The organism is Mycolicibacterium arabiense (genome assembly GCF_010731815.2).
GTDB classification, from domain to species: domain Bacteria; phylum Actinomycetota; class Actinomycetes; order Mycobacteriales; family Mycobacteriaceae; genus Mycobacterium; species Mycobacterium arabiense.
Map to the genome: position 1 here is coordinate 6,008,000 of NZ_AP022593.1, position 9,161 is coordinate 6,017,160.

At 66.0% G+C, this 9,161-nt stretch carries 3 protein-coding genes and 7 pseudogenes; 8 read left to right on the top strand and 2 right to left on the bottom strand.

Features of this window, described 5'->3' with window-relative positions; all coding sequences use genetic code 11:
- Positions 1 to 22: 22 nt before the first annotated feature.
- From G6N61_RS30490 to G6N61_RS30500, 3 genes and pseudogenes are all read left to right on the top strand, one after another.
- Positions 23 to 2,281 (top strand): annotated as a pseudogene (locus G6N61_RS30490) (heavy metal translocating P-type ATPase).
- Positions 2,282 to 2,304: 23 nt separating this feature from the next.
- On the top strand, positions 2,305 to 2,580 hold the full coding sequence (locus G6N61_RS30495; RefSeq protein ID WP_163916675.1) for a YHS domain-containing protein: 276 nt from the start codon (positions 2,305 to 2,307) through the stop codon (positions 2,578 to 2,580).
- A gap of 201 nt (positions 2,581 to 2,781) precedes the next feature.
- Positions 2,782 to 4,912: pseudogene (locus tag G6N61_RS30500) on the top strand (heavy metal translocating P-type ATPase).
- A gap of 243 nt (positions 4,913 to 5,155) precedes the next feature.
- Here the strand turns inward: G6N61_RS30500 and G6N61_RS30505 are convergent.
- Together G6N61_RS30505 and G6N61_RS31055 are read right to left on the bottom strand one after the other, a co-directional pair.
- Entirely contained in the window at positions 5,156 to 5,941 is a 786-nt protein-coding gene (locus G6N61_RS30505; protein WP_235887361.1) for a hypothetical protein, read from the bottom strand.
- Between the two features lie 203 nt (positions 5,942 to 6,144).
- Entirely contained in the window at positions 6,145 to 6,372 is a 228-nt protein-coding gene (locus tag G6N61_RS31055; protein ID WP_235887704.1) for a hypothetical protein, read from the bottom strand.
- Here G6N61_RS31055 and G6N61_RS30510 point away from each other — a divergent pair.
- The 5 pseudogenes from G6N61_RS30510 to G6N61_RS31270 all read left to right on the top strand — a co-directional run.
- Positions 6,266 to 6,552: pseudogene (locus tag G6N61_RS30510) on the top strand (ArsR/SmtB family transcription factor). The gene G6N61_RS31055 and the pseudogene G6N61_RS30510 sit on opposite strands and share 107 nt — an antisense overlap.
- A 34-nt stretch (positions 6,553 to 6,586) precedes the next feature.
- A pseudogene (gene arsB, locus G6N61_RS30515) lies at positions 6,587 to 7,649 on the top strand (ACR3 family arsenite efflux transporter); the annotation flags it as partial.
- Positions 7,640 to 8,269: pseudogene (locus tag G6N61_RS30520) on the top strand (arsenate reductase ArsC). The pseudogenes arsB and G6N61_RS30520, both read left to right, overlap by 10 nt.
- An 11-nt stretch (positions 8,270 to 8,280) precedes the next feature.
- Positions 8,281 to 8,681: pseudogene (locus tag G6N61_RS30525) on the top strand (arsenate-mycothiol transferase ArsC).
- Between the two features lie 35 nt (positions 8,682 to 8,716).
- Positions 8,717 to 9,160 (top strand): annotated as a pseudogene (locus G6N61_RS31270) (FAD-dependent oxidoreductase); the annotation flags it as partial.
- Position 9,161: the final 1 nt, after the last annotated feature.

Sequence of the window (9,161 nt, forward strand, 5' to 3'; positions counted from 1 at the left end):
GAATCGAAAGGCAGTGCCACGCATGACGACATCGACAGCAGTGTCCGGCCCGAGCGTTGAATTACGCATCAGCGGGATGACCTGCGCGTCCTGCGCCAACCGCATCGAGCGCAAGCTCAACAAGATCGACGGTGTCGCCGCAACGGTCAACTACGCGACAGAGAAGGCCACCGTCACGGTGCCTGACGGATACGATCCGGCGCAACTGATCGCCGAGGTGAAGAACGCCGGCTACAGCGCCACGCTACCGACACCGGAGAAGCCCGCCCCCAGCCGGGAAACAGGCGAAACCGACGACCCCGACATGGCGTCGTTACGCCACCGGCTGATCGGTTCGGTGCTGTTGTCGGTGCCGGTCATCGCGATGGCGATGATCCCCGCAGCGCAGTTCACGTACTGGCAGTGGGCGTCGCTGGCGCTCGCTGCGCCGGTGATCGTCTGGGCGGCGTGGCCGTTCCACCGCGCCGCCTGGACCAACCTGCGTCACGGCACGGCGACGATGGACACGCTCATCTCCCTGGGCACTTTGTCGGCGTTCCTGTGGTCGCTGTACGCGCTGTTCCTCGGGACCGCCGGCACCCCGGGAATGAAGCACCCCTTCGAACTGACGTTGGCACCGTCTCATGGCGCCGCCAACATCTACCTCGAGGTCGCAGCAGGTGTAACGACATTCATCCTGGCGGGACGGTATTTCGAGAAACGGTCCAAACGGCAGGCCGGCGCGGCGCTGCGCGCCTTGTTGGAGCTGGGCGCCAAGGAGGTGTCGGTGCTGCGCGACGGCGCGGAAGCGAAGATCGCCGTCGACGACTTGGTGGTGGGCGACGAGTTCGTCGTGCGCCCGGGGGAGAAGATCGCCACCGACGGGGTGGTGACGTCGGGGACATCGGCGGTGGACGCGTCGATGCTGACCGGCGAATCGGTACCCGTGGAGGTCGGTCCAGGTGACTCCGTGGTCGGTGCGACCGTCAACGCCGGCGGGCGACTGGTCGTGCGAGCCACCCGCGTCGGTTCGGACACCCAGTTGGCGCAGATGGCGCAACTGGTGGAGAACGCCCAAACAGGAAAAGCCGAAGTCCAGCGCTTAGCAGACCGCGTTTCCGGAGTCTTCGTACCGATCGTCCTCGCGATCGCGGTGATCACACTGGGCGCGTGGCTGGGCGCAGGGTTTCCGGTCGCGGCCGCCTTCACCGCCGCCGTTGCAGTCCTGGTGATCGCGTGCCCATGCGCGCTCGGTTTGGCCACGCCGACGGCACTGCTGGTCGGCACCGGTCGCGGGGCGCAAATGGGCGTCTTGATCAAGGGACCGGAAGTGCTGGAGTCCACCCGCAAGGTCGACACTGTGGTGCTGGACAAGACCGGCACCGTCACCACCGGCAAGATGACCCTGGTCGATGTCATCACTGCCGCGGGGACCGAACGCGCAGACCTGCTCCGGCTAGCCGGAGCATTGGAGAACGCTTCGGAACACCCGATCGCCCAGGCCATCGCGACCGCCGCGACCGAAGAACTCGGGACGCTGCCCACCCTGAGGATTTCGCCAATGTCGAAGGCAAGGTGTACAGGGCGTCGTCGACGGCCACGCCGTCGTCGTGGGACGCCAATCTCTGCTCGCCGACTGGTCCCAACACTTGAGCCCGGAGTTGGTGCAGGCGAAAGAAGCGGCTGAAGCGCAGGGAAGACGGTGGTCGCCGCCGGCTGGGACGGTCAGGTTCGCGGTGTGCTCGTCGTCGCAGACACCGTGAAACCCACTAGCGCGCAGGCTATCTCACAGATGCGTCAGATGGGTCTGACCCCCGTGCTGCTCACCGGTGACAACGAAGCCGTTGCGAGGCAGATTGCCGCCGAGGTCGGCATCGACACCGTGATCGCCGAGGTGATGCCGAAGGACAAAGTCGACGTCATCGTCCGGCTGCAATCCGAGGGCAAGACCGTGGCGATGATCGGCGATGGCGTCAACGATGCGCCCGCCCTCGCCCAAGCCGACCTCGGCTTGGCGATGGGTACCGGAACTGACGTGGCGATCGAGGCCTCCGACATCACCCTGGTGCGCGGCGATCTGCGCAGCGCCGTTGACGCGATCCGGCTATCCCGCAGAACGTTGTCGACGATCAAGACGAACCTGTTCTGGGCGTTCGCCTACAACGTCGCCGCCATACCGGTCGCAGCCCTGGGCATGCTCAACCCGATGCTCGCCGGCGCGGCAATGGCGTTCTCCAGCGTCTTCGTCGTGGGCAACAGCCTCCGACTGCGCGGCTTCAAATCCACAGCCTCTGCCCACTAACCCCCCTGCACTAAGGAGACCCCATGTCCGGCAACGAGAATGCGACGTCGAGCTGCTGCTGCAGCGGCTCACCACAAGACCTCGGCACGACGGTCATCAATCCCGCGCCCACCAACCTCCTCGAACCCGCAACGGACGAGACGACATGCCCGGTCATGCCCGGCACGCCAGTGGACAAGGTGGCCGCCGAAGCCGCAGGCCTGTTCCGCGATTACCGCGGTCGGCGGTACTGGTTGTGCTGCAAAGGATGTGGACCGCGGTTCGACCGTGATCCCGACAAGTACGCCGGCGTGGCCTGACCGCATTCGTCATGACGCCACCGTCTTCGGGACGCTGCCGCCGCAGGACCGGCCGACGACGCCAAACGCACTGAAGAGTCCAGATTGACCGACTCTGGCGGCCATGACGCGTGACAGCGGTGCATCTCGACGCAGTTGCGTCGGCCCTCCGATCGCTGCTCACACGTTCGAACCGACACATGAGTCTTCCAAGGAGCGAAAATGACACATCACGACGAGCACGCGGTGGCGGCGTCTCACGGCGGCGCGCACCGGACCACGAAGGCCGCGGCGGAGACGGACGACGCCCCGAACACCAAACGAGCACCGGCCACGACGGCCATGCTGGACACGGGGGCCATGCCGGCCACGGCGGCGATCACGTCGCTGTGTTCCGGAGGCTCTTCTGGATCAACGTGATCATAGCCGTCCCGGTCATCGTGTTCTCGACCATGTTCGCAATGCTGCTCGGCTACGAAGTACCCGGCTTTCCCGGCGCCCGCTGGATCGCGCCGTTGCTCGGCACGGTCATGTACGTCGTCGGTGGTCGCCCTTTCCTCACCGGTGCCGTCAGCGAAATCCGGTCTCGCAAGCCGGGAATGATGCTGCTCATCGGGCTGGCCATCACCGTCGCATTCTTCGCCTCCTGGGGCGCGAGCCTGGGCCTGCTCCACCACGAACTGGAGTTCTGGTGGGAACTGGCGCTGCTGATCGTGATCATGCTGCTCGGCCACTGGGTCGAGATGCGTTCCCTCGCCCAAACCACCTCCGCACTGGACTCCCTGGCCGCCCTGCTTCCCGACGAGGCCGAGAAAGTCGACGGCGACCGCATCATCACCGTCTCACCCGCCGACCTGCACGTCGGGGATCTGGTGGTCGTCCGACCCGGCGGCAGCGTCCCCGCCGACGGCAGAATCATCGACGGACGCGCGGACATGGACGAGTCGATGGTGACCGGTGAATCACGATCGGTGGCCCGTGGTCTCGGGGACGCGGTGACGGCCGGAACTGTCGCCACAGATTCTGGGCTGCGGGTCGAAATCACCGCCACGGGCGACGATACCGCGCTGGCGGGCATCCAGCGCTTGGTCACCGAGGCGCGTAACTCGTCCTCGCGAGCCCAGCGCCTCGCCGACCGGGCGGCCGGCTGGCTGTTCTGGTTCGCCTTGGGGACCGCCGCAATCACCGCCGCGGCGTGGTCGATCGTCGGAGACCCCGACGCCTCGGTCGTCCGGGCGATCACCGTGCTCGTCATCGCATGCCCCCATGCGTTGGGATTGGCGATACCACTGGTGGTGTCAATCGCGACCGAACGTGCCGCGCGGGGAGGTGTGCTGATCAAGGATCGCCTGGCACTAGAAGGAATGCGCACCGTCGACGCCGTCCTCTTCGACAAAACCGGCACCCTGACCAAGGGTGAACCGACGGTGACCGCCATCGAGGCCAGCGGCGACCTCGACGATGACACCGTGCTCGCCCTGGCGGCCGCCGCCGAGGCCGACAGTGAACACCCCCTGGCACGGGCAATCGTGAGAGCCGCCATGGAGCGCGCACTCAGTGTGCCTCGCGCCAGTGGCTTTCGTCGTCTCCGGCGGTCGGTGTGACTGCCATCGTCGAGGGGCACGAGATCCGGGTGGGCGGCCCCCGCTTACTCGAGGAGATCGGCGGACAAGAGGTCGACACTGCCACCGCGTGGCGTGAGGAGGGCGCCATCATCTTGCACGTCGTCCGCGACGGCGCTGTGCTCGGCGGCCTGCGCTTGGCAGACGAAATCCGCCCCGAATCGCGGGAAGCGGTCGCCGCCCTGCACAAGCTCGGCGTCGAGGTGGTCATGATTACCGGTGACGCCGAGGCGGTCGCCCAGGCCGTGGGCCGCGAACTCGGCATTGATCGGGTGTTTGCCGGCGTGCGCCCGGAGGACAAGGCGTCGAAGGTCTCGGCTCTGCAGCACGAGGGCAAGAAGGTCGCCATGGTCGGCGACGGTGTCAATGATGCCCCCGCGTTGGCGCAGGCCGACGTTGGCATCGCGATCGGCGCGGGTACCGACGTAGCGATCGCCTCTGCCGGTGTAATCCTGGCCAGTTCCGACCCGCGATCGGTGCTGTCGGTGATCGAGCTGTCCCGGGCGAGCTACCGGAAGATGAAGCAGAACCTGTGGTGGGGCGCCGGATACAACCTCGTCGCAGTGCCATTGGCTGCGGGTGTCCTCGCACCGATCGGGTTCGTGCTGCCGATGTCAGTTGGCGCGATTCTGATGTCCTTGTCGACGATCGTCGTGGCTCTCAATGCGCAAGTGTTGCGCCGCCTCGACCTCAGTCCTGAGGCGAGCACGCGCGCAGTTCTTGATCATTAGGACTGCGGAAGGCGAAGCTTTTCCGTGGTGCGCTGCGAATGGCAGGCCGCTTGCACGGTCGGGTTGAGGTTGGCGATAAGCGTCCCTAGACGTTGACTACTCGGCCTGACCGACGACGTACCCTGTGAGCGTTGATCTTTCGAGACGGGCCGACCGGATACCAACGGAGTAACTGTTCGATCGTCAAGGGGCCCCGAACAAGCGCAGAGATCGATTGTTCACTCGCTGTGATCATGATCGCTATCACCGTCTTGCGCAGGTACCGCGGGCGAAGCCGGGGCTTCTGCCGGCCCGCACCGCCGACTGGCCGGCGGGCTCGTTCACTGGCGGCGGGACGGCCGAATCATGGTTGCTCTCAGGGTCATGGGGCTCCTGAGCGCTGGAGTCGTGCTGATTGGCCTGTTCAGACTCAGCCTCATTGGCTTGTTGGTCGCTCTGTGCATCGTCGGGGGCGGTCCCGTGGTGCTCGCTTTGCGCGTCCCCGGGGGCTGTCCCGTGATGACCACCATCGGCGCTCGCTGGCGCGTCGTGGCCATGCCGCAGGCCCGAGGCAACGCCCACTGTCGACGCCAGCGCAACGATGCCGACCGCGCTCATGAGCACCGATGCGCTAAAGAACACCGGTACCGGCTCTCCCTGTAGGCCGCGGTACCACACCCAGCTGGCGCCCATCACGACGTAAATTTGAAGTAGAAGCGCGCAGAGGTCCGCGGCTTGGACCAATTCCGCTTCTCCGGCGTTGGGACCGAACGGGGCTCCCGCGGTCCTAGATAACGCCCAGAGTGCGATGGCTCCAATGTTGAACACAATGCCAACAGCAAGCACAGGGGTCGTGGTTCGGGAGAGAATGAGCCGCGCCCAGAGCAATTGGAAGAGTGCGAGCGATGCGAAGAAGACGCCTGCTGGCATCCACTCCTGCCAGTGGTTCGGCACGACGGCGAAGTGAATTACTGACGCGCCGATCGAGGCGAGCGCGGCGAGCCGAGCGGCCAGCCTGCTGTCAGTCTTCCTCGCTGTTCTGGGTGCCACGGAACCAGGATGGCAGCGCGACCACCGGTAGTCGTTGAGTGACGCCACATTTAGACCCGACCGAGATGCATCCGTCACCGATGCCACGGACCGCGCAGGCGGTGGCGACGGCGCCACGCGCGAATGCCGCATCACGGCAGAGGGCAAAGCTCACTGATTCTGGACAGTGGCGTCTGCGGCGGCTTCGTTTCCCTTTCGAAAATTCATCGTCTGTTCGTTTGCGCGTTGATTCGATCACTGTCAATATCGATGCATGTCGATTCCGGAGAGCGGGCGGACCGCTGCTGTGCCACGCCGCCACTGCTGCGCGAGCCACTGACTGAACTGGCCGCCGCCGAGATGGCGACGAAGCTGAAGGCACTGGCCGACCCGGTGCGGTTGCGGCTCTTCAGCGCGATCGCCAGCCGGCGGCGGGCGTGCGTCTGCGACATCTCCGGCGGTATCGACGTTTCGCAGCCACGGTGTCGCATCACCTCAAGGTGCTGCGCGCCGCCTGCCTGACCTCTGAGCGCCGGGCATCGTGGGTGTACTACGCCGTCGTCCCGGAGGCGTTGCAGATCGCGGCGCTGCTGGATCTCGACAGTCCCGCGCTGGCAGGGGTGACGGCATGACGGACACCGTGGCGACTTCCTCGACGCCGGTGAACTGTCCACCCTCGACCGGTTCCTGCCGGTGTGGATCCGCCGCCGGCTGCTGCTCGGACGATGGGTGCCGGGCATGAACGCGGCGCTCGACGGCGTACAGATCGACGGCATCTCGTTGCCGATCGCCCGGCTTGCTGATCATGATGTACCCGGTGTTGGCTGGTCCTACGACCGCCTCGACACCGTGACCGGGGACCGCAAGCTCCTGCTGAGTTCTCTGTTCTTGAACTGGGTGTTCGGGCCGGCGTTGATGTTCGCGCTGGCGTGGCTGATGCTGCCCGACCTGCCCGAATACCCGTACCGGGCTGATCATCGTGGGCCTGGCCCGCTGTATCGCCATGGTCATCATCTGGAACGACCTGGCCTGCGGCGATCGTGAGGCCGCCGCGGTGCTGGTCGCGCTGAACTCGATCTTCCAGGTCGTCATGTTCGCCGTCCTGGGGTGGTTCTACCTGTCGGTCCTGCCCGGCTGGCTCGGCCTGGAGCAGACCACCATCGACACCTCGCCGTGGCAGATCGCCAAATCGGTGCTCATCTTCCTGGGCATCCCGCTGCTGGCGGGCTATCTGTCGCGCCGGCTCGGCGAAGGCCAAGGGCCGCGACTGGTACGAATCGAAGTTCCTGCCCCGGATCGGCCCGTGGGCGCTCTACGGGCTGCTGTTCACCATCGTCATTCTCTTTGCGCTGCAGGAGATCAGATCACCAGCAGACCCTCGACGTCGTCCGCATCGCGCTACCGCTGCTGGTGTACTTCAATGTGGGGCGGCGGCTACTTGCTCGGTGCGGTCATCGGGCTGGGGTATGAGCGCACCACCACGCTTGCCTTCACTGCTGCGGGCAACAACTTCGAGATCGCCGTCGCCATCGCAACTTACGGAGCTACTTCGGGCCAGGCGCTCGCGGGTCGTCGGCCCACTGATCGAGTGCCCGTGCTGGTCGCCCTGGTCTACGTCTCGCTGGCGCTGCGCCGCCGCTTCGCCGACCACACCTCTGTGCCGGCGTCAGCAGCCGACCGGCCATCCGCGACGAAGGTCCTGACCATGAACGACAGCCCATCTGCCCTGCGCCCCACCGCGACCTTTCCATAGATCAACAACACGCCCTGAAGACCGCGGCCACCTGGAGCGCGACTTCGCAGACAGTTTCGGCGTCGAGACGATCGCACACTTCCTACGACCAGTTCGCCGGGCGCGCCACCGTTTCCAACTTCCTGCCCTGCTGTCAGACGATTCGCGCGCCAACGCCTGCACGCCTTGGCCCGAGTCGAAGGCAAGATCACCGACGGAAAGCCCACGGTGCTGTTCCTGTGCACCCACAACGCCGGTCGTTCCCAAATGGCGCTGGGCTTCTTCACCCACTTCGCCGGTGACGACGCGGTGGCCTGGTCGGGTGGCTCCGAGCCCGGTGACCGCATCAACCCGCTGTGGCGGCGATGTCCGAGGTCGGCATCGACATCACCGGTGAATTCCCAAGCGGACCGACGAAATCGTTCAGGCCGCCGACGTGGTGATCACCATGGGCTGCGGGGACGCCTGCCCGATCTTCCCCGGCAAGCGCTACGAGAACTGGGACCTGCCCGATCCCAGGGTCAGGACGTCGACGGGTTCGCCCGATCCGAGATGACATCGAAGAGCGCGTCCGCCGACTGTTGGCCGAACTCCACGTCACAGCCCGGCAGAACTGAGCAGGAACCCCATGACCGACCCGTCGACACCGTCGGTGCTATTCGTCTGCGTCAAGAACGGCGGCAAGTCACAGATGGCCGCCGGGCTCATCGCCAGCTCGCCGGTGACACCGTGAACGGGCATTCGGCCAGCACCAGACCCGGTGGCGCAATCAATGATCTGTCAGCCCAGGCGCTGCTGGAAGTGGGTTTCGACATCACCGGTGAGCAACCAGCTGATCGATCTGGAACTGGCCCGCGACGTCGATCTGGTGGTCACCCTGGGCCGGGAAGCGCAGCTCGATGCGTTGCCAACGGGTGGAGTGAACCCTGGGCGCGGGATCGACGGCCTCGAACGCATGCGCCTGGTCGAGACGACATCACCGCCCGCGTGCAACGCCTGCACACCACGCTCACCGACGCCACTGCCTGACACCTACCTACCCCGCTGACTTTCACGCTGCAGCGCTGCAGCACGCCCTTCCGCTCGATACACCGAGGAGACTTCGTCATGCCGCACGCCATATAGTCGCCATCGGCGGCAGTGACGCCGGAATCAGCGCTGCTCTGCGCATCCGTGAACTCGACCCCAGCACCGAGGTCACCGTGGTCGTCGCCGACGCCTACCCCAACTTCTCCATCTGCGGCATCCCTACTACGTCTCCGGGAGGTCAGGCACTGGACCAACCTCGCCCACCGCACCGCCGACGGCCGCCACCGGCATGCGAGTGCTCACCGATGCCCGCGCCACCGCCATCAACGTCGCCGAGCACACCCTCGACGTCCTCGACCCCACCGGGGCGCCCACTGAATGTCCTATGACGCCTGATCGTGGGCACCGGCGCGGTCAGCGCCCTCGCCGATCGACGGCCTGGACCCGACGCCCTCGGCCCCGAAGATGGTGTGCACCTGC

Excerpts from the sequence above, each read along its gene's own strand:
- G6N61_RS30495 (WP_163916675.1), top strand. The coding sequence starts at position 2,305 with ATGTCCGGCAACGAGAATGCGACGTCGAGCTGCTGCTGCAGCGGCTCA.
- G6N61_RS31055 (WP_235887704.1), bottom strand. The coding sequence starts at position 6,372 with ATGTCGCAGACGCACGCCCGCCGCCGGCTGGCGATCGCGCTGAAGAGC.